The organism is Lysobacterales bacterium (assembly GCA_016721845.1).
Taxonomy (GTDB): domain Bacteria; phylum Pseudomonadota; class Gammaproteobacteria; order Xanthomonadales; family Ahniellaceae; genus JADKHK01.
Genome location: JADKHK010000013.1, coordinates 1,890,835 through 1,916,889, shown reverse-complemented (window position 1 = coordinate 1,916,889; position 26,055 = coordinate 1,890,835). Strand labels below are relative to the sequence as shown.

General features: G+C 65.3%; 25 protein-coding genes and 1 tRNA gene. 14 read left to right on the top strand and 12 right to left on the bottom strand.

The genetic code is table 11. The features are described from left to right. Positions 1–22: 22 nt before the first annotated feature. The gene (locus IPP28_16180; GenBank protein MBL0042534.1) at positions 23–937 is read right to left on the bottom strand and encodes a LysR family transcriptional regulator; all 915 of its coding nucleotides are present in this window, start codon (positions 935–937) and stop codon (positions 23–25) included. 213 nt (positions 938–1,150) lie between these two features. On the opposite strand from IPP28_16180, the gene IPP28_16175 reads away from it, so the two are divergent. Then, positions 1,151–2,503, top strand: a complete 1,353-nt coding sequence (locus IPP28_16175; GenBank protein ID MBL0042533.1) for a cell envelope integrity protein CreD — start codon at positions 1,151–1,153, stop codon at positions 2,501–2,503. Next, positions 2,500–3,204 (top strand): tRNA (adenosine(37)-N6)-threonylcarbamoyltransferase complex dimerization subunit type 1 TsaB, encoded by a 705-nt coding sequence (gene tsaB, locus IPP28_16170; protein MBL0042532.1) that lies wholly within the window; start codon positions 2,500–2,502, stop codon positions 3,202–3,204. Before IPP28_16175 ends, tsaB begins: the two co-directional genes overlap by 4 nt. Positions 3,205–3,240: 36 nt before the next feature. Here the strand turns inward: tsaB and IPP28_16165 are convergent, their stop codons facing one another. From IPP28_16165 to IPP28_16155, 3 genes are read right to left on the bottom strand one after another with little or no spacing between them, the layout of a single operon-like run. Further along, entirely contained in the window at positions 3,241–3,825 is a 585-nt protein-coding gene (locus IPP28_16165; GenBank protein ID MBL0042531.1) for a hypothetical protein, read from the bottom strand. A gap of 32 nt (positions 3,826–3,857) precedes the next feature. Further along, the gene (locus tag IPP28_16160) at positions 3,858–4,529 is read right to left on the bottom strand and encodes an HAD hydrolase-like protein (GenBank protein MBL0042530.1); all 672 of its coding nucleotides are present in this window, start codon (positions 4,527–4,529) and stop codon (positions 3,858–3,860) included. A 9-nt stretch (positions 4,530–4,538) separates the two neighbouring features. Continuing rightward, complete coding sequence (locus tag IPP28_16155) at positions 4,539–5,642, bottom strand: hypothetical protein (GenBank protein ID MBL0042529.1); 1,104 nt, start codon at positions 5,640–5,642, stop codon at positions 4,539–4,541. A gap of 80 nt (positions 5,643–5,722) precedes the next feature. Between IPP28_16155 and IPP28_16150 the strand changes: the two genes are divergently transcribed. Next, positions 5,723–5,796, top strand: a tRNA-Gly gene (locus IPP28_16150). Position 5,797: 1 nt separating this feature from the next. Here the strand turns inward: IPP28_16150 and IPP28_16145 are convergent. After that, entirely contained in the window at positions 5,798–6,832 is a 1,035-nt protein-coding gene (locus IPP28_16145) for a GGDEF domain-containing protein (protein ID MBL0042528.1), read from the bottom strand. Between the two features lie 78 nt (positions 6,833–6,910). On the opposite strand from IPP28_16145, the gene IPP28_16140 reads away from it, so the two are divergent. The 7 genes from IPP28_16140 to IPP28_16110 all read left to right on the top strand — a co-directional run bounded on the left by IPP28_16140 (position 6,911) and on the right by IPP28_16110 (position 14,643). Beyond that, on the top strand, positions 6,911–7,483 hold the full coding sequence (locus IPP28_16140; protein MBL0042527.1) for an ATP-dependent zinc protease: 573 nt from the start codon (positions 6,911–6,913) through the stop codon (positions 7,481–7,483). Further along, the gene (rimK, locus tag IPP28_16135) at positions 7,480–8,493 is read left to right on the top strand and encodes a 30S ribosomal protein S6--L-glutamate ligase (protein MBL0042526.1); all 1,014 of its coding nucleotides are present in this window, start codon (positions 7,480–7,482) and stop codon (positions 8,491–8,493) included. Before IPP28_16140 ends, rimK begins: the two co-directional genes overlap by 4 nt. Before the next feature lie 188 nt (positions 8,494–8,681). Beyond that, entirely contained in the window at positions 8,682–9,374 is a 693-nt protein-coding gene (locus IPP28_16130; protein MBL0042525.1) for a response regulator transcription factor, read from the top strand. Further along, complete coding sequence (locus IPP28_16125; GenBank protein ID MBL0042524.1) at positions 9,352–10,638, top strand: HAMP domain-containing histidine kinase; 1,287 nt, start codon at positions 9,352–9,354, stop codon at positions 10,636–10,638. Before IPP28_16130 ends, IPP28_16125 begins: the two co-directional genes overlap by 23 nt. A gap of 109 nt (positions 10,639–10,747) precedes the next feature. After that, positions 10,748–11,599: an energy transducer TonB gene (locus IPP28_16120; GenBank protein ID MBL0042523.1), complete on the top strand. Its 852-nt coding sequence runs from the start codon at positions 10,748–10,750 to the stop codon at positions 11,597–11,599. A 13-nt stretch (positions 11,600–11,612) separates the two neighbouring features. Continuing rightward, positions 11,613–13,955 (top strand): TonB-dependent receptor, encoded by a 2,343-nt coding sequence (locus tag IPP28_16115; GenBank protein ID MBL0042522.1) that lies wholly within the window; start codon positions 11,613–11,615, stop codon positions 13,953–13,955. Between the two features lie 4 nt (positions 13,956–13,959). Then, complete coding sequence (locus IPP28_16110; GenBank protein ID MBL0042521.1) at positions 13,960–14,643, top strand: Fe2+-dependent dioxygenase; 684 nt, start codon at positions 13,960–13,962, stop codon at positions 14,641–14,643. 3 nt (positions 14,644–14,646) lie between these two features. Here IPP28_16110 and IPP28_16105 read toward each other — a convergent pair whose 3' ends face one another. Continuing rightward, positions 14,647–16,044: a GntP family permease gene (locus IPP28_16105; GenBank protein MBL0042520.1), complete on the bottom strand. Its 1,398-nt coding sequence runs from the start codon at positions 16,042–16,044 to the stop codon at positions 14,647–14,649. Between the two features lie 227 nt (positions 16,045–16,271). Between IPP28_16105 and IPP28_16100 the strand changes: the two genes are divergently transcribed. After that, the gene (locus IPP28_16100) at positions 16,272–16,751 is read left to right on the top strand and encodes a hypothetical protein (protein ID MBL0042519.1); all 480 of its coding nucleotides are present in this window, start codon (positions 16,272–16,274) and stop codon (positions 16,749–16,751) included. Between the two features lie 42 nt (positions 16,752–16,793). On the opposite strand, the gene IPP28_16095 is transcribed toward IPP28_16100, so the two are convergent. Further along, positions 16,794–17,711 carry a branched-chain amino acid transaminase gene (locus IPP28_16095; protein ID MBL0042518.1) on the bottom strand — a complete coding sequence of 306 codons (918 nt, stop codon included), beginning with the start codon at positions 17,709–17,711 and terminating at the stop codon, positions 16,794–16,796. 62 nt (positions 17,712–17,773) lie between these two features. Beyond that, positions 17,774–18,196, bottom strand: a complete 423-nt coding sequence (locus IPP28_16090; GenBank protein MBL0042517.1) for a hemin receptor — start codon at positions 18,194–18,196, stop codon at positions 17,774–17,776. A 219-nt stretch (positions 18,197–18,415) separates the two neighbouring features. Here IPP28_16090 and IPP28_16085 point away from each other — a divergent pair, with 219 nt between their 5' ends. From IPP28_16085 to IPP28_16075, 3 genes are all read left to right on the top strand, one after another. Next, positions 18,416–19,936 carry a glycosyltransferase family 39 protein gene (locus tag IPP28_16085; protein MBL0042516.1) on the top strand — a complete coding sequence of 507 codons (1,521 nt, stop codon included), beginning with the start codon at positions 18,416–18,418 and terminating at the stop codon, positions 19,934–19,936. 8 nt (positions 19,937–19,944) lie between these two features. Then, on the top strand, positions 19,945–20,427 hold the full coding sequence (locus IPP28_16080) for a nuclear transport factor 2 family protein (GenBank protein ID MBL0042515.1): 483 nt from the start codon (positions 19,945–19,947) through the stop codon (positions 20,425–20,427). 77 nt (positions 20,428–20,504) lie between these two features. After that, positions 20,505–23,282: a valine--tRNA ligase gene (locus IPP28_16075; GenBank protein MBL0042514.1), complete on the top strand. Its 2,778-nt coding sequence runs from the start codon at positions 20,505–20,507 to the stop codon at positions 23,280–23,282. Positions 23,283–23,376: 94 nt separating this feature from the next. Here the strand turns inward: IPP28_16075 and rimI are convergent, their stop codons facing one another. From rimI to IPP28_16055, 4 genes are read right to left on the bottom strand one after another with little or no spacing between them, the layout of a single operon-like run. After that, entirely contained in the window at positions 23,377–23,865 is a 489-nt protein-coding gene (gene rimI / locus IPP28_16070; protein ID MBL0042513.1) for a ribosomal protein S18-alanine N-acetyltransferase, read from the bottom strand. Position 23,866: 1 nt separating this feature from the next. Continuing rightward, the gene (locus tag IPP28_16065) at positions 23,867–24,415 is read right to left on the bottom strand and encodes a DNA polymerase III subunit psi (GenBank protein ID MBL0042512.1); all 549 of its coding nucleotides are present in this window, start codon (positions 24,413–24,415) and stop codon (positions 23,867–23,869) included. Beyond that, a complete protein-coding gene (locus IPP28_16060) occupies positions 24,412–25,011 on the bottom strand; it encodes a membrane integrity-associated transporter subunit PqiC (protein MBL0042511.1) in 600 nt (199 codons plus the stop codon). Before IPP28_16060 ends, IPP28_16065 begins: the two co-directional genes overlap by 4 nt. After that, positions 25,011–25,958, bottom strand: a complete 948-nt coding sequence (locus tag IPP28_16055; GenBank protein MBL0042510.1) for an MCE family protein — start codon at positions 25,956–25,958, stop codon at positions 25,011–25,013. The genes IPP28_16060 and IPP28_16055 overlap by 1 nt, the downstream gene beginning before the upstream one ends. Positions 25,959–26,055: the final 97 nt, after the last annotated feature.

The following is a 26,055-nucleotide window of genomic DNA, read 5'->3' as shown; positions in this document are numbered from 1 at the left end:
GTGCGCAGTGCGGCGCAGTCGGTCAACTGCCGCCGCGTGCGGTCAGCGCCGACTTGGGGACCGCCGCCAGTTCCCTGGCCAATCGTTCGAGGAACGGGCCCAGCGCCGAACTGCGGCGCCAGAACAGCGCAATACGCCGATGCGGCACGTCGCCACTGAAGCGCAGCAGTTGCAGGTGTTCGCTGGTCGGCACGGGCGGCGCGACCGCGAGTGCCGGCAGCAGGGTGATTCCGACGCCTGCGGCGACCATGGCGCGCAGGGTTTCCAGGCTCGTGGCCCGGAAGCCGCGGGTCTCGATGGCGCCCGCCATCTGGCAGACGTCCAGCGCCTGTTCGCGCAGGCAATGACCGTCTTCGAGCAGCAACAACTCGCTGCGCGATAGCGCCGACACCTCGATGCGCTTGCGCTTGCCGAGTGGATGCCCGATCGGCAACGCGAGCAGGAAGTCTTCCTCGAACAGGTCGGCATGTGCGAGCTGCGCGTCATGCACCGGCCAAGCCATGACTGCGGCATCGAGACGCCCTTCGCGCAGGCCGCGCAACAGCGCCTCGGTCTTGTCTTCGGTCAGCAGCAGGGTGAGTTGCGGGAAGCGTTGGCGCACGCGCGGCACGACGTGCGGCAACAGGTAGGGGCCCAGCGTCGGAAAGACGCCGAGGCGCACCGTGCCGGCTTCGGGGTCGCGGGTGCGTTTGGCGAGTTCGCGGATCTGGTCCGCTTCGCGCAGCACCAGACGGGCGCGCTCGGCGATCTCGCGACCGATGTCGGTCAGCATGACCTGGCGCGAACTGCGTTCGATCAGGGTGACGTCGAGTTCCTCCTCGAGCTTCTTCAGTTGCGTCGACAGTGTCGGCTGGCTGACGAAGCAGGCCTCGGCCGCGCGTCCGAAATGGCGCAGGTCGGCCAGGGCCACCAGGTAGTGCAAGTCGCGCAGGTTCATCGTGCTTCCCTCGGTCGGTTCGTTCCGACAATAAGGCATGTCGATTGACCAGATCGATGTTTCAGCGCGCTGGCATGGCGTTTGAAGATCGATGCGTTGCCCGCGGACGGGCCCGATTGGTGCCGCGTCCGCCACATTCGCGCCGATTTCGGCCACGGCGACGGTGTCTGCTGCAGCCATCCGTTACCCGCCGCCCGCTACCCGGAGTTGCCGATGTCCGTCCCTCGTCCCGCCTTTCATCGCTCGGCCACGCTGAAGCTGCTCGCAGTCGGCTTCCTCGCGCTGCTGATGGCGATTCCGTTGTCGATGCTCGATGATTTGCGGCGTGAACGCGAAAGCCGGCGCAGCGAGGCCGAACAAGCACTGGCCAGCAGTTTCGGCGACGCGCAGCGCGTCGGTGCGCCGTTGCTGCGGGTGCCGGTGGACGTCCGCGAGACCCGCAGCGACGGCGTCGTGGTGCCGCATCGATACTGGCGTTACCAGGTGCCGGATCGCGTCGATGCCGACGCGGTGCTGACGGTCGAGCGACGCCGTCGCGGCATTTTCGAACTGCCCGTGTACCAGGCCGATGTCACCCTCGCGGTCACGTTCGCGCATCCGCGCGAGATGTTCGCCGCGGGCGAAGGCGAGGTGCTTTGGAACCAGGCCGAACTGGTCTTCGGCGTCGCTGATCCGCGCGGCCTGCGGCGCATCGAGCCGCTGTTCGGCGACATCAAGGCGGCACGCGCCGAATCTCTGGGCGAAGGACCGGGCGGCCTGGCGCTGTTTCGCCTGGCGTCGCTGTCGCTGGAGGGTGCCGATGCACCGATCGAGGGCCAGTTGAAACTCGGCTTGGCGGGTTCCCGTCGCTTCGACTGGCTGCCGCTGGCGCGTGATTATCGCGCGCATCTGCGCGCGCCCTGGCCGGACCCGAATTTCTCCGGCGCGTTCTCGCCGACGCACTCGCGGATCGACGCGAATGCTTCCGAAGCATCGTGGCAAGTGCTCGAATTCAACCGCAATCTGCCGGCCACGTTTGCGAGCGGCGAGATCGATGCGGCGCGGCTCGGAGAGCAGGCGTTCGGTGTCGCCCTGTATGAGGCGGGCGATGTCTACCAGCGCAACGAGCGCACGCTGAAATACGGATTGCTGGTGATCGCGCTCAGCTTCGGCGTGTTCTTCCTGTTCGAGACGCTGAGCGCGTTGCGCCTGCATCCGGTGCAGTATCTGTTGGTCGGCGTGGCGCTGGCGACATTCTTCCTGGTCCTGCTCGCGGCGTCGGAGCATCTGCGTTTCGGGCTCGCCTATCTGATCGCTGCAGTCGTGCTGATCGCGATGATCGCCGGTTACGCCGGGGCGGTGCTGCGCAGGCCGCGCCATGGCGTCGTCATCGCGTTGTGGCTGGCCCTGCTGTACGCCACGCTGTATGTGCTGGTCGGTGCCGAGGACTATGCGCTGCTGGCCGGCAGCGGCCTCGTGCTTGCCCTGATCGGCGCGACCATGTATCTCACGCGCCGCATCGACTGGTATGCCTTCGGCGCATCCGTCCCCCCCGAACTGCCGACCTCGGCGGAGCACACCTCATGAGTTCCTGGCTGCTGTCCCTCGATACCTCGACCGAAGCCGTGTCCGTGGCGCTGTTGCGCGCGGCGGAATGTTACGAGCGTTTCGAACTCGCGCCGAAACGGCAGGCGCAACTCGTGCTGCCGATGATCGACGAGGTGCTGGCCGAGGCCGGCGTCGCAAAGTCGAAGATCGGCGCAATCGCCGTAGGACGCGGCCCCGGCGCCTTCACCGGCGTCCGCCTCGGCATCTCGGTGGCGCAGGGCATCGCGCTCGGGCTGGATGTGCCGGTGTTGCCGATCTCCTCGCTTGCAGCGCTCGCGGCCGAGGTGATCGAAGTCGATCCGACCCTGACCGTGCTCGCCACCATCGACGCGCGCATGGGCGAGGTCTATGCCGGCTGCTATCGCTTCGATGCCCAGCATGGCGTGCAACTGATCGGTGACGAATGTGTCGGCCCGGCGCACAGCGTGCCGCTGGCGCGCGCCGAACGCTGGGGCGTCATCGGTACTGGCTGGAGCGCTTACCCGGATTACTGGGCGCCGCGCATCGGCGCGCCGGAATTCGCCGACGGCGAGCGCTTTCCGCGCGCCTCGCGGATCGCCCAGCTCGCGGTCTCGCGCTGGCAGCGCGGCCACGGCGTCGCGCCCGAATTCGCGCTGCCCGCCTACCTGCGCGACAAGGTTGCGCTGACCGAAGTCGAGCGCGGGGTGCGGGCCTCGTGATGTCGCGCCAGCGCGGTAGGCGTGTGCATCTTCGGCTTATTCGAATCCGTCGCTGAACAAGCGGATCGACAGATAGGTCTCCGGATTCGGCGTGCACGCGCGACAGGATGCGCCGTCGCCGATGGTCGCGATCGTGCAATTCGGAGAGACCACCGGATTGATGAAGACGATCCGATCGGTGGATGTGATCGTGTCGTGCATCTCGCAGCATCCGAACGCATCGCAGCCGGGCTGGATGACCGGCTTCGTATTGTCGACACAGGCCACAGCGGCGATGCACAAGGACGGGTTGAAGAGCCCGGGTTCCAAGTCGGCCGGGCAAGCGCCCGCGATCATGCAGCACGCGTGGAGGTTGCAGCTGTCGTCGCCGCTGCCGCCATTCAGATCGAAAAAGGTATCCAGACTGCGCGGCAGGTTGCCGTCGTCTCCCGGAATGCCGGAACGAAAACTGGATTCGTCGTTGTCGCCCGGAAGCTTGCAGTACACCGACGCACTGTCGATCTGCCCGTTGCCGTCGTTGTCGAGGCCGTCGGAACATTCGGCGCCGAGCACATGGCCGCAAGGCCACAACACCATCGCCCACATCAGTGACCGGCCCAGGAGTCCGTTGTTCCAAGTCATCGCGTCGTCGCCTCCAGTCGATGAATCGCGAATCAGTCTCGCATCGGCTCCGGCGAGCGCACAAGCGTGTCGCGGGATGTGACTGCGGCGGCGACTGCGGCGCGCGCAGCGGCTTCGAAGCCATCCGCGTGCAGCCGGCATTGGTCTTCGATCAAGGTCACCAGTTGCGCCAGGTCGGTGGGTGGAATCGTGAAGTCGGCGAGTGCGCTCGGGGCATTGCCGGAAAGGTGAATGCCGATCATGCCGGCGGCGCGGGCACCGCTGGTCGGCGCATTCTGCGCATTGGCGATTTCGGACAGGGTCTCGCCGACAAAGGCCGTCTCGGTGATCGACGGCGGGTTCGCGAGCAGCCCATGGGCATGCGTGTAGATCGCCGGATTCGGCTTCGGCGCCGGTGCTTGCGAGGACATCAGCACGACTTCGAATTCATTGAGGAAGGCGGGGTCGGCCAGCAGCGCGTCGAGTTGCGGGCGGGTGAAACCGGCGGGCACGTTGGTGATCACGCCCACGCGAGTGCCGTTCGCCTGCAGCCGGTCGACCATGGCCTGGGCACCGGGCTTGACCACGAACAGGCCGCCGGGGCCGGCTTGAACGAGCGTGTCGCCAAGATCGAAGAACACGGCGCGCGGGCAGGCCGCATGCGCAACACCCGTGCCTGCCCAGGCAGCGATGGCGATGACGATCCGTTTGCAAATCAGGTGCATGTCGACACCTTAACGCCTCGCGCCGATCGGCACGACGCCGAGGTCGCGGGCGGCGCCGATATCGATGATCTGGTACTCGGGCTTGCTGCGGTCGCTGAAATTCGCGCGCGACTTCTGGAAGAGCGCGTGACCGCGTTCGCTGGCGCGGCGGAAGTTGGCGAAGGCGGCGTCGTCGGATTCCTTGCCCTTGGCGGGGAGCCCATCGCCGATCAGCGTGGTCTCGAGATAGCTGCGCTCGCCGCCGGGGCTGAGCTCGAACGCCAGGAACATGTGTCCGGGCACCATCACCAGGGCCGGGTTCAGGTCGATCTTGCGCAGGACTGCAGCCAGCAGGACGGTGCCGTCGACGCAGTTGGCTTCGGCGTTGCCGAAGCTTTCGTCGATGAAGCGAACGTGCTGCGACAGGACTTCGGATTTGCCGTTGCCGGTGCGCGTGATCGAGCTGTAGCGGATGCCGCGGCTGCGCAATGCGCGCCACACCGCATAGACCTGCTTCATCACCTGTTTTGAATCGCGGGACTGGTAACCGTCGAAGCGCTTCACAGCGCCGTTTTTCAGTGCTTCGCTGACGATGCGCCGAACCTGCGGATGATCCTCGTCGACATAAGCCGCGAACATCCAGGCGAGATTGGTCGGTCGCTTGTCGTCCTGCACGAAGTACGGCGCTTCATTGATCGAATGCAGGCGCACGCGCTCGACCTTGCTCTCGCTCGGTCGGTCGTCGAGTTGCAGTTCGAAGCGGATGGTTTCCGGTGCGGCATGGTCGAAATCGCGCAGCAACGCAAACTCCCACTCGAGCACGGGATACAGCGAATACATCGTTCCGGCCTTGGCCAGGCGCACATCCAGCGACGATTCGCGCAGCCAGCCCGGCAGCTTGATGGTGACGCGCACCGGCTGGTTGTCGCGCTCGGCGCGCACGCGTACGCCGATCAGTCCGCTGGGATCGCCGATCACCGTGGATTTCGGACGTGCCGGCCCAGGCATGTTCGCGGTCGCCAACACCAGCGAAGGAAACAATTGCCCGCGCGGACTGACCACGGTCGACCATTCGACCGCATGGACCGGGACGGCGAAGAACAGCAGCAGGACGACGCGTAGCAGCAAGGGCATGGCCGCATTCTGGCCGCGGACAGCAGCGCCGCCAAGTCATTGCGCTGGTGTCGGACTTGTCACGATAATGCCGGTGCGAAGCGGGTGTAGCTCAATGGTAGAGCTGTTGCTTCCCAAGCAACTGACGAGGGTTCGATTCCCTTCACCCGCTCCAGTCACCCTGCAAGCGCGACTCGATTCCTGCCCTCGCGCTTGGCGCGATACAGCGCCACATCGGCCCGGGCGAGCAGTGATCCGGTGACGTCCGAGCCGTCGAGCATGGCCAGTCCGATACTGATGGTGAAGCGGATCACGACGCCGTCGTCGCGGCGAACCTGCAGGGCTTCGCAGCGTTCGCGGATGCGCTCGGCAACGATCGCGGCCGCCTCTCGGTCGGTCTGCGGCAGGATCGCAATGAACTCCTCGCCACCGACGCGCGCGCCCAGGTCGCCCTGGCGCAGGCTGTCGCGCAAGGTGGCCGCAAATTCGATCAGGACCCGGTCGCCGGCGGCATGTCCATGCCGGTCGTTGACCTGCTTGAAGTGATCGAGATCGAGCGCGAGCAGCGCCAGGGACTGTTTTCGTCGTTGCGCTTGCGCGATTTCGGCCGCCAGCCTCGCCATCGCGCTGCGGCGGTTCGCAAGCCCGGTCAGGCCATCATGGGCGGCGTCGTTGCGTGCGCGCATCAGGTCGAGCAGCAGCAGCAACAGGCCGATCGCGGGAGCCGACAGCGTCAGCGTGACCGCCAGCGGCAGTGGAAACACCGCGATCTGCGCAGCGATGATGAACGGGAAGAGGCCATAGCCGAGGCGCAGCAAAGGGTCGGCATTTTTCGGTATTTCGGCCTCCATCCAGGCGAAACCGACGGCCTGCAGCGCAATGAACAGCGCGATCGCGACGACGGGGGGCAGGCGTGTCGCGCCGTGTTGCGTCCATGCGATCAGCAACACCAGTGCGCCGAGTCCGAGGCGCAGGCCCAGCAGATGCGACGCCACTGGCGTCGGCAAGGTCTGCAGGTCGATCGGTATCCAGGCGAGCAGGCCGATGGTGACGATCACCGCCATGCTCACCAGTCGCTGCCTGAGCACGCGGTGTTGCTGCAGGCGTTCGCTGGCGGCGAGATCGAATCCGAGCAGGACGGGCGCCATGCGTGCAGCGATGGCACGCAAGCGTTCGTTCAGTGGTTGCTCCGGCGCCGATCCGGTCGTCATGCCTATCCCCCTTCTCGGCAACATGGGTGATCGCCGGCAAGTGTTCAAGCCAGACCGCTCCGGCGATTGACCTGGGTCATGCGCTGCGGCATTGACGCGACCGGTTCGCCGCGCCAAGGTGCGCGCCCCAAGGTCGTGCGGACGGGCATCGTGACATCGGCAGTTTCGCAAGCGGTCACCGGGCTGCAGCCACCGCGGGTGCTGGGCTGGCGCGAATGGCTGGTACTGCCGGACTTCGGCGGCGTGGCGATCAAGGTCAAGCTGGATACCGGCGCGCGATCGTCCAGCCTGCATGTCGAAGCGATCGAGGAATTCCTGCATGACGGCGCGACCTGGGTGCGATTCGCCTTGGATGCCGAGACCCGTTCCGGGCGTCGCGCGCGCTGGTTCGAAGCCCCGCTCGCGGATCGGCGCAAGGTCACCGACTCCGGCGGCAGTTCGGCATTGCGTCCGTTCATCCGCACACACGTGCGCATCGGCGACGCGGCCTTCGAGATCGAAACGAATCTGACCAATCGTCATGGCATGATGTTTCCGATGCTGCTCGGCCGGACCGCGTTGGCCGGCCGCATCATTGTCGATCCGGCACGATCTTTCGAGCTCGGCGACAAACCGCGTGGACGCAGGCGCAAGTCGGGTGGCAGCACATGAAGATCGCGATTCTGTCGCGCAACAGCAGGCTCTATTCCACGCATCGGCTGATCGAGGCCGCGCGCGAGCGCCATCACACCGTGCGCGTGCTCGATCCGCTGCGTTGCTACATGCGTATCGATGCCGGTCGCTTCGAGATGCATTACAAGGGCAAGGACCTGCATCCATTCGATGCGGTGATCCCGCGCATCGGCGCATCGATCACCCGCTACGGTACGGCGGTGCTGCGCCAGTTCGAGATGATGGGCGTGTTCACGCCGAACAAGTCCGACGCGGTGCTGCGTGCCCGCGACAAGCTGCGCTGCCTGCAGTTGCTGGCGCAGCAGGGACTCGGCTTGCCGAGCACGGTGTTCGGCGACAACCCGGACGACACCACCGACCTGCTGGCCATGCTCGGCAAGCCGCCGCACGTGATCAAACTGGTCGAAGGTGCCCAGGGGCAGGGCGTGGTGCTGGCCGAGAGCCAGTCCGGTTCGCGCTCGGTGATCGAGGCCTTCCGCGGTCTGTACGCGAACTTTCTGGTGCAGGAATTCATCGCCGAGGCCAAGGGTGCGGACGTGCGCTGCTTCGTCGTCGGCGGCAAGGTGGTCGCGGCCATGCGGCGCCAGGCCAAGGCCGGTGAATTCCGCTCGAACCTGCATCGTGGCGGGAGTGCCGAAGCCACCCGGCTCACGCCGGCGGAGGCCGATGCCGCAATTCGCGCCGCTGCGGTGATGGGTCTGGGCATTGCCGGCGTCGACTTGCTGCGTGCGAAGCGCGGACCGCTGGTGCTGGAGGTGAATTCGTCGCCCGGGCTCGAAGGGATCGAAGCGGCCAGTGGCATCGACGTCGCGGGTGAAATCATCGCCTACCTTGAACGCCGCGTGCGGCAAGCCGAAACGCGCGCTGAACGTCGCCGCGTCACGCTGCCGCAGAAGGCGACCCGCGCCAGTGCTGCAGTCCCTGCGAACACCGGCAAGGCCATGAAGACAGTGAAGAAATCGGCGACAAAACGGCGTTCGCGCGCTTAACATCGATTTAATCCCGGGCGACCTAGGATGCCTCCACCAAGACCTGCACACACTCCTTCCAACCGGATGGCGAGCAGATTACGGTAATCGGGGCAGTAGCTTGAGCCCGAGGCGGTTCTCAGAACCTCCTCGGGCTTTTTCTTTGGTGCCTCTTCCGGATTCGTCCGCCGCACCCCTATCCTTGGCCCATGCATATCCTCGTCATCGAAGACAATTCCGACCTCGCCGCCAATCTCGGCGACTATCTGGCGGACAAGGGCCACGTCGTCGACTTCGCCGGCGACGGCGTCAGCGGCCTCAATCTCGCCTTGCGCGAGCCGTTCGACGTGATCGTGCTCGACCTGACCTTGCCCGGCATGGACGGACTGCAGGTGTGCAAGCGTCTGCGCGCCGAGTCGCATCGACACACGCCGGTGCTGATGCTGACGGCGCGCGACGCACTCGACCAGAAGCTCGCGGGATTCGACAGCGGGGCCGACGACTACATGGTGAAGCCCTTCTCGCTGCAGGAAATCGAAGCGCGCCTGAATGTGCTCGGCAAGCGCGGTCGGGTGCCGAGTTCGCGCGTGCTGAGCGTCGGTGACTTGAACTTCAATCTCGACACGCTGCAGATCGCGCGTGGCGGCAAATCGATCACGCTGAACCCGATTGGCCTGAAGCTGCTGCAATGCCTGATGGAGTCCTCGCCGTCGGTGGTGACCCGGCGCGAACTCGAACTGCGTGTCTGGGGCGAAGAGTTGCCCGACAGCGATTCGCTGCGTGTGCATATCCACGGCCTGCGCGCGGCCATCGACAAGCCTTTCGGCAAGGCGCTGATCCACACGCGGCATGGCATCGGTTACAGCTTGAGCGATCCGGATGCGGTATCGACGCCGGCTTAGAAGCCGAATCATCCTGTCGTTCTTCCTGTTCGGCAGCCTGCTGACGGCTGCGTTCGCGCTGTCGGCCGTGCTGTTGCGCGGTTATCTCGAAGATCAGCTGATCGGGCGCCAGCTCAGTTTCGAACTGGAGAACCACGCGCGCGCGCTGGAACGTGATCCGAACGCGCAGCCCGCATTTTCGCGGATCGAGGGCTTTTCGTTCTCCGAGCGCAAGCGCGCGAACGTGCCGCTGAAATGGCGCGACCTGTCCGACGGTGTGTACACGATCACCGACGATGCCCAGAGCGGCGGGCCGGTCGCCTACAAGTTGGCGGTGCGCAAGACCGGCAGTACCTGGTACTTCCTGCAGTACGACATCTCGCACGAGCTGCGCCTGCGCAATCGCCTGACCTGGGGTCTGGTGATCGTCGTGTTCGTGTTTGCCGGGCTGTCCGCCTTGATCGCATTCTGGTCGGCATCGCGGGTGATGCGTCCGGTGGCCGATCTCGCCGCGCGCCTGTCGCAATTCGGCAAGGGCGGCGGCCCCGAGGATCTGGCGCCGCATTTCGCCAACGACGAGGTCGGTCAGCTCGCGGCGACACTCGACGACTATTCGGCCAAGTTGACCGAGCTGGTGATCCGCGATCGCGAATTCAATGCCGACGTCTCGCACGAACTGCGCACGCCGATCGCGGTGATCCGCGGTGCCGCGGAATTGTTGCTGGCGCAGAACGATCTGCCCGAGAAGACGCGGCAGCGCCTGCTTCGCATCGATCGCGCTGCCCGGCAGTCGAATGAATTGATCGAAGCATTGCTGCTGCTCTCGCGCAACGAACGTCAGGCCCCGGCCCATGCCGAGGCGACCGATGTCGTCGCCGTGGTCGACCAGGTCGTCGAAACCCAGCGTGCGCAGATCGGCACCAAGCCGCTGGACGTGACGGTGTCGCGCGTCGGCGGTGACGCGGTGGCCGTCGATGCGCCGGCCGCCGTGCTCTCGGTGGCGTTGGCGAATTTGATCGGCAATGCAATTCGCTATACCCCGCAGGGCGAGATCCGCGTGATCGTCGAGGCCAATGGCGTGCGCGTCGAGGACGAAGGGCCGGGCATCGATGCCAAGGATGCCGAACGCCTGTTCGCGCGCGGCGTGCGTGGCGACGGTGCGGGTGGAAAAGGTGCGGGTCTGGGCCTCGCCATCGTCAAACGGTTGTGTGATCTGTACGGCTGGACCGTCAGCTTGTCGCCGGGAGAAACCCGCGGCGCCGTGGCGCGCTTGCGCTTCCGTTGATTGCCCTTCATCGCCCGGACTGATCAAGCCGTACCCCATGGCGGACACGGCGACTTGACGAAATAGATGCAAATACGATTGAATCGCATTTGTCTTAGCGAATGTGATCATGTCGTTGCCACCTTTGGTCCATCTGAGTCTCCACGTCGAAGCGGCATGGCCGTTTCCACCCGCGACCGCGCCAGTGGCGGGAGATGGCGAGGATCCGGCCGCAGCGCTGGCGGGATGGTCGCGCCGCCCCCCGGCGGTCACGGCGAACGGCTTGAACGGACCGCGCGTGTTGGGCCTCTCGGCCAGTATCGCCCTGCACCTGCTGGCTCTGGCGCTGCTGCTCGGCGCCGCGGACCCCGAACGGCCGACCGCGCTGGGTGAATCCGAGGTCGATGCGCTGGAAATCGAGTTTCTGCAACCTGCACCGGAGCCGGTCCCGGTTGCACCTGCCCCGCCGGCGGCGCAGCCGAAGCCGGTCGTGGCTGACGTGCCGCGGGTCGAAACCCGGACGCCGGCCGAGCCCGACGTCCGGTTGCCCTTGCCGGAAGCTGTGCCCGAACCGGTCCCGACGCCGCCGCTCGTCGCCGCAGTCACGCCGCAACCGCCCAGCGCATATGCACCGGCGTCGCCGCCGCTGCCCGCGCCGGATCGACCGCTGACGGCACGCGGCAAACGCGCGCAGTCGCAATACCTGCGCGAACTGATGCTGTGGCTGGCGCGTCATCGCGTGTATCCGGCGGCAGCGAAGAAACAAAAGCTCGAAGGGATCGTGCAGGTGCGTTTCGCGATTGATCGCGACGGCCACCTGCTGAGTGCCGCCGTGCACCGCAGCGCCGGCATCGAATTGCTGGATGCCGCAGCGCTCGACGTGCTGCGCCGTGCCGACCCGATGCCGAAATTTCCGAAGGCGCTCGAACGCAGTCGTTTGAGCGTGACCTTGCCCATCGATTTTTCATTGATCACCGACTGAAGGTTTCCTGCCCATGACTCGACGTTCCGCCTCCGTGCTTCGTCCGCTCAGCCTGCGCGATGGCGCGACTTCCGGCGCGCGCCTGTTGGCGCTCGGTATCAGTGCCGCCTTGATCGCCGGCCCCGCCATCGCAGAGGATGGCGCGAGCGACGATGAGGAATCGGTCGAGCTTGACGTCTTGCGCGTCGAAGACCGCGCCGCCGACAGCAATCCCTACGCCGAGAAGAACGCGCCGTACAAGGCCAAGGTGTCGGGTGACCGTCGCCGCACCCAGGACATCGCCGACACGCCGGCGACGATCGGCATCATCACCCGAACGCAGATCAAGGAGTCCGGCCAATCCGACCTGCGCGACATCGTCGGCGCCCAGCCCGGCATCACCATCGGCACCGGCGAGAACGGCAACGCCTTCGGTGACCGTTACGTGATTCGCGGCCAGGAAGCGCGCAGCGATGTGTTCATCGACGGACTGCGCGATCCGGGCATGACCGTGCGCGAAACCTTCGCGGTCGAGCAGGTGGAAATCTCGAAGGGTCCGAACTCGACCTATGCCGGGCGCGGCGCGTCGGGCGGCACCATCAACAGCATCACCAAGCAGGCCACCGGCGACTACGACTTCCACGAACTCGAAGCCGCCGTCGGCACCGATGCCTATCGTCGCGTGACGCTGGACAGCAACCTGCCGCTCGGTGAACGCGTGGCGCTGCGCGCGAACCTGCTGCATGCCTTCGAGGAGGTGCCGGACCGCAATGCTTCCGAACGCGAACGCGACGGCGCGGCGCTGTCGCTGCATGTCAACGCGACGGATCACGTGTCCGTCAGCGGCGACTACTACTACCTCGACGCTGCCGGTGCGGCGGATCTCGGCACCTACATCGTGCCTGGCGGCGGTCGTCCGGTCGCCGATCTGCCGGTCTATCAGCAAGACGAGGATTTTCTCGAGTCGCGGGTCGGCATCGGCACCTTGCGTGTCGCCGCCGGGTTTGGCGACTGGCGCGTCGAGAACGCGATGCGCAGCGGCGATACCGAAAACGGCTACGTACTGACCGGTGCACGCGGCGGCGCGCGCAACGCCAATGACCCGCAGGCACCGAGTGCCGCAACCATCACCTTGAGCACGCACCAGGGTTGGCAAGAGGTCGACTACTTCGCCGACCAGCTCAACGCCTTCTGGGAAGGCGAGCTCGGCGGGCTGCATCATGATCTCGTGATCGGTACCGAATACACCGACCACGGCGTGCTGAACGGCAACTACGTCGTCACCAACAACGGTACGCGCAATTGCCTGACCGGCGCCGGTGCCGGCACGCCGAACTTCTGCATGCTGGGTGCAGACGGCCAGCCGGTCGCGAACCTCGGTGCGCTGATGGATCGCAGCATCGTGCGCGGGGCCTACGATGCCGACTACGCCATCGATACCTGGTCGCTGTATGCCCTGGACACAGTGAACTTCGGTGAGCGCTGGCATCTGACCGTCGGCCTGCGCTGGGACGACTTCGATTACCGCAACCAATTGCGCAGCAACGCCGGTGTCGAAACCGTCTACGCCTATTCCGATTCGTTGTGGAACGGCAATGCCGGACTGGTCCATGACCTCAGCGATATCGGCAACGTCTACCTGAGCTACGCGACGGCGAGCGACATCAACGGCGGCGAGTCCGACGTCGGCGGCAGCTGTGGTTACGGCGGTCTGTGCGGCACGGCGGATCAGGTCGTGCTGAGCCAGCCGGAATCCGTCGAGAACATCGAAGTCGGCACGAAGTGGAATCTGTTCGACGAGCGCCTGCTGCTCAGCGCGGCGGCCTTCCAGATCACCAAGGACGATGTGATGGAAAGCGTCGGCAACGCCTACGAGACGCTGGGCACGCTGAACACCGGCAAGAACCGCGTGCGCGGCGTCGAGTTCGGCGCGGTCGGCAATCTCACTGACAAGCTCAGCGGCCAGTTCGCCGCCAGCGTCATGGACGCCGAAGTGCTCGAGGCCTTCACCGCCAACCAGATCGGCAAGACGCTGAGCAACTTCGCCGACCGCAGCGCCCACGCCCAGTTGCGCTACCAGTTGACGCCGAAGCTGGCGATCGGCGGCGGGGCGACGTATTCCAGCGAGATGTACGCGGGCCAGCCCGATACCGCGGCGGGTTTCGACGCGAACACCGGCGAATATTCGTACCGCGTGCCGTCGTACACGACCTTCGATGCTTTCGCGAGTTATGCCATCAACAGTTCGCTGGTGGCACGCCTGAACATCGGCAACCTGTTCGACAAGGACTATTACCTGGCCGCATACCGCAGTGGCGCCTTCACCTACATCGGTGATGCGCGCAGCGCGCAACTCAGCTTCAGCGCCGGGTTCTGACCTCATGCTGCTGACTTTCGACGAGGTGATCGACGCCCCGACCGTCCAGCGTTTTCGCGCCACGCTTGCGAACGCCGACTGGATCGACGGCGTCGTCAATGCGGGCACGTTGTCGCGCGCGGTCAAGTTCAACCAGCAGCTGGATGACCACGCACCCCAGGCCATCGAGCTCGGCAACGTGATCCTGCGCCGGCTCGGCACGCATCCGGGATTTCTGTCGGCGGCGCTGCCGGAGCGCATCCATCCGCCGAAGTTCAATCGCTATGCCGGTGGCGGTCGCTTCGGCGTGCATGTCGACGGCGCGATCATGCGCATCGCGGATGCCAACCTGACGATGCGCAGCGACCTGTCGGCCACCTTGTTCCTGACCGATCCGGCCGACTACGACGGTGGCGAGCTGCAGATCGAAACGCCGTTCGGCGCGCAGGCAGTGAAATTGCCGGCCGGATCGATGGTGTTGTATCCATCGAGCAGTCTCCATCAGGTCACGCCGGTCACGCGCGGCGAACGGGTCTGCGCCTTCTTCTGGATCCAGAGCATGGTGCGCGACGAGGGTGAGCGCACCCTGTTGCATGATCTCGACCGCAGCATCCAGTCGCTGTCGGCGCGCGCAGACAGCGCCGATCGCGACATCGTTGCGCTCACCGGCATCTACTACAACCTGCTGCGACGCTGGGCGGTGGTGTAGCCGCTATACCAGTCCGGTCGCCAGATACACGCCGATCACGACGAACACGGCACTGGTCTTGACCAGGGTGATCGCAAAGATGTCGGCGTAGGACTGGCGGTGACTGAGTCCGGTCACGGCGAGCAGGGTGATCACCGCGCCGTTGTGCGGCAACGTGTCCATGCCGCCGGAGGCCATCGCCGCGACCCGATGCAGGACCTCGAGCGGAATGCCGGCGGCATTCGCATTGGCGATGAAGCTTTCCGACATCGCCGCCAGTGCGATGCTCATGCCACCCGAGGCCGAGCCGGTGATGCCGGCCAGCGCGGTGACGCTGACCGCTTCGTTGACCAGCGGATTCGGGATCGCGCTCAAGGCGTTCGCCACGATCAGGAAGCCGGGCAGAGCCGCGATGACGGCACCGAAGCCGTATTCGGAGGCCGTGTTCATCGATGCCAGCAAGGCGCCGCCGATGGCCGACTTGGTGCCATCCGCGAATGCCGCCATCACTGGCTTCCAGGCCAGCGCGATGACGCTGAGGATGCCGATCAGCAAGGCCGCCTGCACTGCCCAGATCGCCGAGACCTTGGCGACTTCCTGGACCACCGGTGCGGCCGAACCGATGACCGCCGGATCGAAGCTGTGCGACTCGCCATACAGCTTGGGGATCGCGCCGGTGAGCCACTTGTTGCTGATGCCGACCAGGACCAGCGGCAGCAAGGCCAACACTGGATGCGGCAGGTGTTCGCCGGAAAACGGTGCGGGTTCGTTGCCATGGCCGCTGCCGTAGCCTTCGCCTTTCGCGTGCGCGGCACGGCGGCGCCATTCGAGGTAACTCATTCCCAGCATGAAGATGAACGCTGCACCGACCACGCCCAGCCACGGCGCAGCCCAGGCATTGGTACCGAAGAACGAGGTCGGGATGATGTTCTGGATCTGCGGCGTGCCCGGCAGTGCGTCCATCGTGAACGTGAACGCACCGAGCGCGATCGTGCCCGGGATCAGCCGCTTCGGGATGTCGGCCTGGCGGAACAGTTCGGCTGCGAACGGGTAGACCGCGAACACCACGACGAACAGCGACACGCCACCATACGTCAGCAGCGCGCTGACCGCGACGATCGACAGCATCGCGCGCTGCTTGCCGAACACGCGGATGGCCGCAGTCACGATCGCGGTCGAGAAGCCGGACAGTTCGATCAGCTTCCCGAACACCGCGCCGAGCACGAACACCGGAAAATACAGTTTCAGGAAGCCGGCGGTCTTTTCCATGAACAGGCCGGTGAACATCGGCGCGACCAGGCTCGGATCGGTCAGCAGCACGGCGCCGAGTGCTGCAATGGGCGCGAACAAGATCACGCTGTGGCCGCGATACGCGACCCACATCAGGAAACACAGTGCGGCGAGGACAACGATGAACGACATGCCGGCTCCGGACCAGGGCGGCACCCAGTGTCCCGCCCAAGTCCCTGTCCGCCCACTGTACGAAGGTACACGGCACGCCGATGTCGTCGTGCCCACCTGCTACGCTGCGCGCCGGGCTGTCAGGACGCCCGCCTCGCGAAAGCCGTCGCACCTGCATCGCAAGCCCCAAGCTTGCATACCCTCCAATGGCCACCGGCGAGAACGGCCATGCCTTGTACGGAGTAGGTATGCATCCTCATGCATCGTTGGTGGCCGAGTCGAACTCGGCGGTTCCTGATTCTTCCCTCGCGACGGACACGCTCGACCGCGTGCTGCACCACGCCCGCCGCTTGCATCGCGCCGCACGTTCGACGTCGATTTCGGCGGCCATGCCGGTGGTCCGGCGCATTCATGCCGCCGGGCTGTTCCCTGAACTTGGCGTCGCGGCGCTTTACCGCAAGCGCGCACAGTTGCAGCGCAAGCATCTGCTGCATGCGCTTGCGGTGGAAGCGGGGCATGTCCGCTGGGAGGGCTATCGCGATGCACTGCGGACACTCACGCCCGAGCAGGTCACGCAAGCGCACATGACCGACCGTTGGCCGGCCAGCATCAACGTATGGTTTTCGAACGAGGCGCAGGCGCGTGCTGCGGTGGGTGACGACGCCAGGCTGCAGCGTTTCGGCACGCAGTTCGTCGTCGATGGCCGCTGGTCCGAACGCGTGTCGTGACGGTTCGGCCCGCGCCTGGTTCCAGCGCGGGCCGAGTTGCGGTCACACCATCTCGCGCCAACCGTGCGGATCGGGCGCGCGCCCGCCGACGAGATCGAAATACAGCTTCTGGATCTGCGTGGTGATCGGACCGCGCTGACCGCTGCCGACGGGCTTGCCATCGACCGACTTGATCGGCGTGATCTCGGCCGCCGTGCCGCACATGAACAGTTCGTCGCACAGGTAAAGGTATTCGCGCGGCAGATCGCGTTCGACCACGGTCATGCCCGCCGCCTTGGCGAGCGTGATGATGGTGTTGCGGGTGATGCCGTTGAGCAGCGCCGCCGACACCGGCGTGGTGTGCAGTTCGCCATTGATGACGAGGAACAGGTTTTCACCAGCGCCTTCCGACAGCAGGCCGGTGCTGGCCAGCGCGATGCCTTCGCCGAAGCCCAGGCGACGCGCTTCACGCGCGATCAACTGGCCGCTCAGATAATTGCCACCGGCCTTGGCGCCGGCCGGAATCGTGTTGGGCGCGAAGCGCTGCCAGCTCGACACCATCGCGTCGATGCCGGTCTCGGTCACGGCGTGGCCGAGGTATTCGCCCATCGGCCAGGCCGCGATCGCGACATCGGTAGGACAGTCTGCGGACAGCCCGAAACCACCGAGTCCGCGAAACGCGACCGGGCGGATGTAGCACTTGCCGAGAGCATTGGCCTTGATCACGGCGCGGGTACCGGCGATCAACTCGTCCAGCGTGTAGGGAATCGGCATCTCGTAGATCTTCGCCGACAGGTACAGGCGCTTGAGATGATCGGTCAGGCGGAACACTGCGGCGCCGTTCGGCGTGTCGTAGGCACGGATGCCTTCGAACACCGACGAGCCGTAGTGCAGTGCATGCGCCATCACGTGCACGGTGGCATCGCGCCACGGCATGATCTTGCCGTTGAACCAGATCTGTTCGGGGTATTGCATGGCCATGCGTGCGCTCCGGGCTCGGGTGGACGCGCATTCTAGCCACTCGGTCTCAGCCATTCACGGCCTTACGCGGCCAGCGCCGCTGCATTCGCGGCGTCCTTCATGGTCGCGGCGATGAAACCGTAGACCTCGATCCAGGCGGAACGAACGTCCGCTGTGAAGGCGTCGCCGAGGCCATCGGCGAGCGTGTCGATCAGGGCGGCACCGACGGTGTCGTAATGTGCATCGACGACGCCATAGTCGGCGTGGCGTCGGCCCATGTTTTCCAGCACCGGCACCAGGGTTTCGGGATTGCCGAGGCGATTCACGGCGACCGCGATCATCTGGATCAGCTTGGCCCCTTGGGCCTTCATGTCGCCGCGGAACAGCGTGCGCAGGGAAGGATCGCGTTCGAACAAATGGGTGTAGAACAGCGCCGCAGCGGTGTCGGCGATCGCCGCGACCTGCGCGAAGCTCGACTGCACCTGGATGACGGTTCGCGCTTTCATCGACTCACTCCATGGGAAAAGGGGAACCCCGGGCCGGCCAAGGTGCGCAGAGACAGGGAAAGCCATCCGTGCCGGCCCGGGGTTCTGTCGTTGGATACGCGGAAAGCGGGCGGAAGCGGACATCGCGCCGGACAATCGTTTGCGCAGGTATCGGACGGACTAACGCCGACCGAACGTCCCGTTCGATAATGTGCGCCCTTTGCCATCACGTGGCCCTGCATGTCCGTCACCTCGATCGATCCGCCAACATCAACGACTGCGCCAGGCCGTGGCCTGATGCGCATGCTGCAGTCGTTCTGGCTGACGGTCGCGTTCGCGCTGGCGTTCGGCTTCGCCTTCCAGGGCTCGCGCGGATTGTGGGAAACCGACGAGGGCCGCTACACGCAAGTCGCGATGGAGATGCTGCGTTCGGGCGACTTCATCACGCCGCGTCGTCACCGCCACCACATCCACCCGACCAAACCGCCGATGACCTACTGGGCAATCGCTTCCAGCGTGGCCCAGTTCGGTCGCAACGAATGGGCCGTTCGCGCACCGTCCGCACTGGCCTTCGGGCTGACCGTGGGCCTGTTGTTCGGTATCGGGCGCCGACTGACGCCGGCGCTGCCAGGTTTGCCGGCGGCCTTGTATGCGACCACGGCGCTGTCGTTTTTCGCGGCGAATCTGGTGACCACCGACACGCTGTTGACCCTGATGACCACCCTCGGTGTGTTCGGCTATGTCGGTGCGCGCTGGCCGCTGCGCGAGGGCCATCGGGTCTGGCCATGGATCGTCCTGATGTGGGCCGGGTTTGGCCTTGCCTTCGTGACCAAGGGGCCGCCCGGGTTATTGCCGCTCGCAGCCATCATCCTCTTCGACGCCCTGCAGCCGCAGCGCAGCACGCGGCAATTGTTCGATCCGCGCGGTCTGCTGGTGTTCGCCGTGCTTGGTCTGAGCTGGTACCTGGCCGTGGTGTTGCGCAATCCGGGCTTGATGACCTATCTCGTCGAAGAAGAGGTCGTGGCGCGTGTGGCTTCGTCGGAACATGGTCGGTTCCCGGAGTGGTGGGGCGGCTTCTACGTCTACGGATTCACGTTGCTGCTCGGTACGTTGCCCTGGTTGCCGACGCTGTGGCAGCGCGCGTTCCAATGGCCAGTAACGCCGGCACGCTGGTCCGCGCTGTCGACGGATGCCAAATTCCTGGCCACCTGGATCGCCCTGCCGTTAGTGATCTTCATGCTCGCCCGATCGCGGCTGCCGCTGTATCTGCTGCCGCTGTTTCCGGCGATCGCGCTGGTGATCGCGCGACTGTGGTTGCTGGAGCCCGCGAAATTGGCGCGTCGGATTTGGTGGATCCCGATCGTGGCCGTGGCGCTGGTCTTGATCAAGGGCGGATCGGCGCACCTGAAAAACAACAAGGACATGCGCCACTTCGCCAAGGTCATCGATCGGATGGTCCCGTACACGCCGAAGGAAGTGGTCTTCATCGACGAGTCACCGCGTTACGGCCTCGGCTTCTATCTGGATTGTCCGACCGAGTGGGTGGGTTTGTACGACAATCAGGACGTGCGCTACGACGATACGCTCGAGAACGAATTGCTCGAGTCCGAAGGCAAGCGGCTATTCCTGGTCCGGCCGGAGAACTACGATCACTTCGTCGCACGCTCGAAAGAGTTCGGCCACCATGTCCAGCGTTTCGGCGAGTCCCATCGCTTCGTGATCGCCGGTGCCCGTCGCGACAGCGACAATCGACGCAACTGAGACTCATCATGCGCAAACATCTGGCCGTCCTGTCGATCCTCGTGCTCGCGGCCTGCGCCAGCGGGCGCGTGCAGGTTCCGATGAAATCCACCGATGCACGGATCGACGTCGTGAAGTCCTTTGTCGCCGCGTTCAATGCGCATGACGCGACGCGCATGGCGGCGCTGGCGAGTCCGCAGGTCGAGTGGCTGAGCGTGGATGGCCGCAGCATCACCGTCGAAACCTCGGGTCGCGCCCAGCTGCAATCCGAGATGGCCGACTATTTCCGCAGTTGCCCAAGTTGCCGTTCGCGCATCGAACAGATCAGCGCCGGGCCGGAGCGCGTGGTGACGATCGAACTGGCTTACTGGCAGGGCGAACATGGTCTGCGCGAACAGAGCAGCGTCGCCGTTTACGAGTTTGATGGCGAACGCATCCGCCGCGTGCATTATTTCCCGGCAGAAGGGCGCGCCGCATCCGGATCACGAGGCTGCACGACACGTCCGTGCTAGCCTAGTCGGCCTTCGGCCGCGGTTGTGCGGCCCATTCCGTTCGTATCCATCGCTGCGGCCCCGGTCGTGGCGCAGAGGTGTCATGCATGGACAAGAGCTTCCAACCGACCGAGATCGAATCACGCTGGTATCCGCAGTGGGAGGCGAGCGGATATTTCGCACCAAGCGGCGATGGCGAGCCCTACACGATCATGCTGCCGCCGCCGAACGTGACCGGCACCCTGCACATGGGGCATGCGTTCCAGCACACCATCATGGATACCTTGATTCGCTATCAGCGCATGTGCGGCAAGCGCGCGCTGTGGCAGCTCGGCACCGACCATGCCGGCATCGCGACCGAAATGGTGGTCAGCCGCCTGCTTGAACGCGAAGGGCAGACGCGCAACGCGCTCGGGCGCGAACAGTTCGTCGAGCGCGTGTGGCAATGGAAGGAAGAATCCGGCAGCACCATCAGCCGCCAGATGCGGCGCATGGGCGTCAGCGGCGACTGGTCGCGCGAGCGCTTCACGATGGACGAAGGTCTTTCCAAAGCGGTGGTCGAAACCTTCGTGCGTCTGCATGACGAGGGCTTGATCTATCGCGGCCAGCGTCTGGTGAACTGGGACCCGGTGCTGCTGACTGCGATCTCCGACCTTGAAGTGGTCAGCGAGGAAGAAAACGGCAAGCTTTGGTCGATCGCTTACCCGCTGGCCGACGGTTCGGGCCAGCTCGTGGTCGCGACCACGCGCCCGGAAACCATGCTCGGCGACGTCGCCGTGGCCGTGCATCCGGAGGACGAGCGTTACGCGCAGCTGATCGGCAAGATGCTGAAACTGCCGCTGACGGAGCGCGAGATTCCGATCATCGCCGATGCCTACGTCGACAAGGACTTCGGCACCGGCTGCGTGAAGATCACGCCGGCCCACGATTTCAACGACTACGAAATCGGCAAGCGCCACGCATTGCCGATGATCAACATCTTCACGCCCACGGCGACGATCAACGACGCCGCGCCCGAGAAATATCGCGGGCTGGATCGCTACGTCGCACGCAAGGCGGTGCTCGCCGACCTCACTGCGCTCGAACTGCTGGTCGAAGAGAAACCGCACAAGCTGCAGGTGCCGCGCGGTGATCGCACCGGACAGGTAATCGAGCCGTACCTGACCTATCAATGGTTCGTGAAGATGGACGGACTTGCGGCGCGCGGTCTCGAACTGGTCGAGAACGGCAGCGTGAAGTTCGTGCCCGAGAACTGGATCAACACCTATCGCCATTGGCTCGGCAACATCCAGGACTGGTGCATTTCGCGCCAGCTGTGGTGGGGCCATCGCATTCCGGCCTGGTACGGCGCGGGTGGCGAGATCTTCGTCGCACGCGACGAAGCCGGTGCGCGGGCCCAGGCCGAAGCAGCAGGCTATCGCGGTGCCTTGACGCGCGACGACGACGTGCTGGAAACCTGGTTCTCGTCGGCGCTGTGGTCGCATTCGACACTCGGCTGGCCCGATGCCGATGCAATGAAGCAGTTCGGTTTCGACACCTTTTTGCCGACCTCGGTGCTGGTCACCGGCTTCGACATCATCTTCTTCTGGGTCGCCCGGATGATCATGATGACCGACCACTTCACCGGCCAGGTGCCGTTCAAGCATGTCTACATCACCGGCCTCGTGCGCGACCGCGACGGCAACAAGATGTCGAAGTCGAAGGGCAATGTGCTCGATCCGCTGGATCTGATCGACGGCATCGCCCTCGATGACCTGATCGCCAAGCGCACCTCGGGCCTGATGCAGCCGAAGGACGCGGCGCGCATCGAAGCGGCCACGCGCAAGGAATTCCCGCAAGGCATCGCTGCCGTCGGCGCCGACGCGCTGCGTTTCACCTTCGCCTCGCTCGCCTCGCACGGCCGCGACATCAAGTTCGATTTCAATCGTTGCGAGGGCTACAAGAATTTCTGCAACAAGCTCTGGAACGCCGCGCGCTTCGTCTTGATGAACACCGAGTCGTTCGTCGCGCCGGCAGGCACCCCGGTGGCGACGACCGAACCCGAACGCTGGATCCTCACGCGCCTGGCCGCCACGATCGACGTCGTGCATGCGCAACTGGCCGACTACCGCTTCGACCTGGCCTCGCAGGCGCTGTACGAATTCACCTGGAACGAATACTGCGACTGGTTCCTCGAACTCGCCAAACCGGCGCTCGCGGGCGACGATGTCGATGCCGCGAACTCGACGCGTCATACCCTGTTGTACGTGCTCGAAACCGTGCTGCGTGCGCTGCACCCGCTGATCCCGTTCGTCACCGAAGAGATCTGGCAACACGTGTCGCCAAAGCTCGGCGTCGCGAGTGGCCAGTTCATCGCGACGCAGCGTTATCCGCAGGCCGCTGATATCGCCGTCGATCCGGCCGCGACCGCAGAAGTGCAGTGGTTGAAGGACGTGCTGATGGGCGTGCGCCGCATCCGCGGCGAAATGAACATCGCGCCGGGCAAGGCGATCCCGATGCTGTTTGCAGGTGGTGACGGCGACGACGCACGTCGTGTCGCGAAGTTTTCGGCGCAGATCGCCTTTCTCGCGAAGTCCGAATCGCTGCGGTTGCTCGCGGCGACCGAAGAAGCGCCTGCGTCCGCGTCGGCCATCGTCGGTACGTTGCGCGTGCTGATCCCGCTCGCCGGCTTGATCGATCTCGATGCGGAGAAGAAGCGGCTCGATCGCGAGATCACCCGCGTCGAAGTCGAGATCAAGAAATGCCAGGGCAAACTCGCCAGCGAGACCTTCGTCGCCAATGCACCGGTGGCCGTCGTCGAACAGGAACGTGCGCGCCTCGGCGACTGGAATGTGCAGCTCGACGGCCTGCGTTCGCAGCGCGCGAAGTTGGGTTGAAAAGATCGCGGGACGGAGCCCGCTCCCACAGAAGCACCCACAACTCAGTCGATTGCGGCTTTTGTGGGAGCGGGCTCCGCCCCGCGACGCTCTCTCAGGGCGGCGACTTGAAATCGATCTCGACCAGTTCGATCGCCATCACCAGCGCGTCCTCGCGGCCGTTCTTCGCCGGGTAGTAGCGCGGGCGGCGGCCGATCTCGTTGAAGCCGAGGTCGTGATAGAGCGCGATCGCGCGCGGGTTGCTCGGGCGCACTTCCAGGAACACGCGCTCGCAGCGGTGCCAGCGCGCGAGGTCGAGCAGGCGCTTCATCAGGCGGCGACCGTAGCCGTTGCCCTGTTCGCTAGGATCGATGCAGACGTTGAGGACATGGCCTTCGTTGGCGGCGACCGAGAGCACGAAGTAGCCGATGATTTCGGCGTTCGTCGCAAGCACGAAACAGCCGTAGCCGGCGCGCAGGCAGTCCTTGAAAATGCCGATGCTCCAAGGGAATTCGTAGGCGCGCGCTTCGACGCTGACCACTTCGGCCAGGTCGGCGTCGGTCATCGCGCGGATCTGTGCAGCCAGATCGTAGGCGGCGGCCATGTCAGCGCGAATTCAGCCCGCGCCGAAGGCGCTTGATCGACTGCCACAAAGCGCGTTTCGCGGCCACGTTTTGGCGCAACTCATGCAGCGGCAGCGACTGGATCAACTGGGTGCCTTCGGGCGCGTTGATCTGTCCGCCCAGCGCAATGGCCGTGGCGGTCCAGCGTGCCGGCGCGTCATTGGCATCGAGCCGCTGGTGCGGCGGCAACAGGCGACAAATGGCATCGAGCAGACGCACGCCGCGCGGGTCGGGGGCACGCGGCGCTTCGACGAAGACGAGCACTTGCGGCAAGCGCGCATCGAGGCCGAGCTCGTCGATCAGCGACGGACGATTTGGAGCGGTCGTCTCTGCGACACGCGACGCCGGCGCCGGCATGGCGGTCGAGGATTTTCGTGTCGCCGGCGTCCGGGCAGGTGCCGCTATCGCTGCTGCAGCTTCCAGTTCGATCACGGCAACGGGCAAGCTGCTTCGACGTACGTAACGCTCGATACCGATCAGTCCCAGCAGGCGGTCGCGTTCATGGTCGTCGAGACGCGGCGCGGCCATCATGGCGCAGTCATCCCCGGCAGGTCGGACCAGAACTCGGCATTGCACTGATCGATCGCCCGTGCGAAGGCGCGCACGCTGGACTGGATGCTGTCACTCTCCGCCGCCACTTCGGCCGCATAGGTGTGCAGCAGCAGTGGCACGGACTGCGCATCGCGCTCGACGCGCATCTCCATGCGCACGCGCGCCACCCAGCCGGATGCCGTTTGCACGCGCTCGAATTGCTCGATGCTGCCGCTGATGCGCAAGGCCGGCAGGGCGGCCGGCAGGCGATGGGTGACCAGGTCGGCCGCATGGCGCGCGCGCAGGTCGGCGATCAGGCGACGCTGCAGCACGATGCTCGGGGCCTCGTCCCACAACTGATAGTGGTAGGCCTTGATGCTGCCTTCCGGGTTCAGTGCGTACAGGATGGATTGGTCGTTGTAGACGCCGTTCGCGCGAAACGGCTCGACCACGATCGGCAGCGTCGAACGCGGCGCTTGCCCGGTCGCCGATGCGATGGCCACGGGCGGCATGCGGAAGTAGGACTGGTCCGGTACCGCCGGAGCGCTGCAGCCCGACAGCGCGACGACGAGGGCGAGCACGGACAGGGGGCGCATCATTCTTCCTCGACCTTGACCTTGTCGGCCGGTGGCGTAAACAACAGTCGGTTCGGATTCTTGCGGATCTCGCGGGTGAACTCGTTGACGTTGCGGCTGGCCGAATCCAGGTTCTGGGCGATGCCGTCGATGCGTTGCGCCAGCGACCCGGTGATTTGCGCCAGGTCGGCGATGGCATCTTTCAGTACCGGGCGATTCTCGCTGACACTGGCGTTGGCCTCGACCATCAGTGCGTCGAGTTTCTGCTGGGTCTGGCGCAACTCGGCGGAGAGCTCGCGGGCGTTGTCGGCGGTGGTAGCGAGATCGGCCAGCGTGGTTGCGACATGGGCGCGATTGGTCGGCGACAGCACGTCGTTCATCGCCGCCGAGGCGGTATTGAGTCGCGCCAGCAGCGACTTGGCGTCGGCCACCAGTTGCGGCGTGGCGTCGGAAAGCTCGCCGCCGATCCGATCGACGTTGTCCTGCAGCGAATCCACCAGCGGGCGGATGCGCTCGCGACTCAACGCGGTGACTTCGCCGGCGAGTTCGTTCATCGCCGCGAACAGATCGCCACCACCTTGCGACCTCATCTCGGCGCCGGGTTTCAGCATCGTGGTCGACTCACCCTCGCTGATCGCGACCGATATATCGGCCAGCAAGCCAGTCGAGGCGAGCTTCGCGACCGAGTCGTCCGGCATCGGCCAGTCACCGCGGATCGCCAGATCGACGCGGTAGCGCGTGCGCCCGCTCTTGCGTTCCGGGGTGATGCCATTGACGTGGCCGACCCGGAAGCCTTCGTAGAACACCGGTGCGCCGAAGGCGAGGCCGGTGACGTTGTCATAGCGCGCGGTGTACTCGACTTCTCCGGTACGGGTGCCGGTGATGCGCAGCAGGGTGAACAACAGCAACGCGAGGGCCACGAGGACCACGGCGCCGACCACGGTGTAATTGACGGTATCGCGCTTCATCCAGCCATTATGCCGGGCGCGGCGCCGTGTGACGAAGGTCATCGTGTTCCGGTGACTTCCGGCACTCAGGCCATACGGCGCCGAACTGCGACGCTGA

Bases quoted from the DNA above. Each gene is read 5' to 3' on its own strand.
- IPP28_16180 (MBL0042534.1), bottom strand. From the start codon at position 937: ATGAACCTGCGCGACTTGCACTACCTGGTGGCCCTGGCCGACCTGCGC.
- IPP28_16175 (MBL0042533.1), top strand. From the start codon at position 1,151: ATGTCCGTCCCTCGTCCCGCCTTTCATCGCTCGGCCACGCTGAAGCTG.
- tsaB (MBL0042532.1), top strand. From the start codon at position 2,500: ATGAGTTCCTGGCTGCTGTCCCTCGATACCTCGACCGAAGCCGTGTCC.
- IPP28_16165 (MBL0042531.1), bottom strand. From the start codon at position 3,825: ATGACTTGGAACAACGGACTCCTGGGCCGGTCACTGATGTGGGCGATG.
- IPP28_16160 (MBL0042530.1), bottom strand. From the start codon at position 4,529: ATGCACCTGATTTGCAAACGGATCGTCATCGCCATCGCTGCCTGGGCA.
- IPP28_16155 (MBL0042529.1), bottom strand. From the start codon at position 5,642: ATGCCCTTGCTGCTACGCGTCGTCCTGCTGCTGTTCTTCGCCGTCCCG.
- IPP28_16145 (MBL0042528.1), bottom strand. From the start codon at position 6,832: ATGACGACCGGATCGGCGCCGGAGCAACCACTGAACGAACGCTTGCGT.
- IPP28_16140 (MBL0042527.1), top strand. From the start codon at position 6,911: ATGCGCTGCGGCATTGACGCGACCGGTTCGCCGCGCCAAGGTGCGCGC.
- rimK (MBL0042526.1), top strand. From the start codon at position 7,480: ATGAAGATCGCGATTCTGTCGCGCAACAGCAGGCTCTATTCCACGCAT.
- IPP28_16130 (MBL0042525.1), top strand. From the start codon at position 8,682: ATGCATATCCTCGTCATCGAAGACAATTCCGACCTCGCCGCCAATCTC.
- IPP28_16125 (MBL0042524.1), top strand. From the start codon at position 9,352: ATGCGGTATCGACGCCGGCTTAGAAGCCGAATCATCCTGTCGTTCTTC.
- IPP28_16120 (MBL0042523.1), top strand. From the start codon at position 10,748: ATGTCGTTGCCACCTTTGGTCCATCTGAGTCTCCACGTCGAAGCGGCA.
- IPP28_16115 (MBL0042522.1), top strand. From the start codon at position 11,613: ATGACTCGACGTTCCGCCTCCGTGCTTCGTCCGCTCAGCCTGCGCGAT.
- IPP28_16110 (MBL0042521.1), top strand. From the start codon at position 13,960: ATGCTGCTGACTTTCGACGAGGTGATCGACGCCCCGACCGTCCAGCGT.
- IPP28_16105 (MBL0042520.1), bottom strand. From the start codon at position 16,044: ATGTCGTTCATCGTTGTCCTCGCCGCACTGTGTTTCCTGATGTGGGTC.
- IPP28_16100 (MBL0042519.1), top strand. From the start codon at position 16,272: ATGCATCCTCATGCATCGTTGGTGGCCGAGTCGAACTCGGCGGTTCCT.
- IPP28_16095 (MBL0042518.1), bottom strand. From the start codon at position 17,711: ATGGCCATGCAATACCCCGAACAGATCTGGTTCAACGGCAAGATCATG.
- IPP28_16090 (MBL0042517.1), bottom strand. From the start codon at position 18,196: ATGAAAGCGCGAACCGTCATCCAGGTGCAGTCGAGCTTCGCGCAGGTC.
- IPP28_16085 (MBL0042516.1), top strand. From the start codon at position 18,416: ATGTCCGTCACCTCGATCGATCCGCCAACATCAACGACTGCGCCAGGC.
- IPP28_16080 (MBL0042515.1), top strand. From the start codon at position 19,945: ATGCGCAAACATCTGGCCGTCCTGTCGATCCTCGTGCTCGCGGCCTGC.
- rimI (MBL0042513.1), bottom strand. From the start codon at position 23,865: ATGGCCGCCGCCTACGATCTGGCTGCACAGATCCGCGCGATGACCGAC.
- IPP28_16065 (MBL0042512.1), bottom strand. From the start codon at position 24,415: ATGATGGCCGCGCCGCGTCTCGACGACCATGAACGCGACCGCCTGCTG.
- IPP28_16060 (MBL0042511.1), bottom strand. From the start codon at position 25,011: ATGCGCCCCCTGTCCGTGCTCGCCCTCGTCGTCGCGCTGTCGGGCTGC.
- IPP28_16055 (MBL0042510.1), bottom strand. From the start codon at position 25,958: ATGAAGCGCGATACCGTCAATTACACCGTGGTCGGCGCCGTGGTCCTC.